Source organism: Pseudoalteromonas sp. S3178 (genome assembly GCF_005886985.1).
GTDB lineage: Bacteria > Pseudomonadota > Gammaproteobacteria > Enterobacterales > Alteromonadaceae > Pseudoalteromonas > Pseudoalteromonas carrageenovora.
Window position 1 is genome coordinate 1 of the sequence record NZ_PNCW01000329.1, and the last position, 201, is coordinate 201.

Genomic DNA, 201 nt, shown 5'->3' on the forward strand with positions numbered 1-201 from the left:
ATCACCGATTTTAAGGTATTGATTGCCTCTACATAATCATCAGCCTCGGTAATAGCACGCACCACGGCTACACTGCCCACGCCCCATTTAGCAACCTCTTGCGCCCTATTTAAATCAATACCGCCAATAGCGACTGTAGGGTAACTCTGCATAAGCGGTACAAATTTATTGAGCTTTTCAAGCCCTTGTATTTGCCCTGTC

Annotated in this window: 1 protein-coding gene; it reads right to left on the minus strand. The window is 45.8% G+C overall.

Annotation, left to right across the window (positions count from 1 at the left end):
- The coding region (locus tag CWC11_RS21175) for a thiamine phosphate synthase (RefSeq protein WP_171038499.1) at positions 1-201 on the minus strand (201 nt) is incomplete at both ends.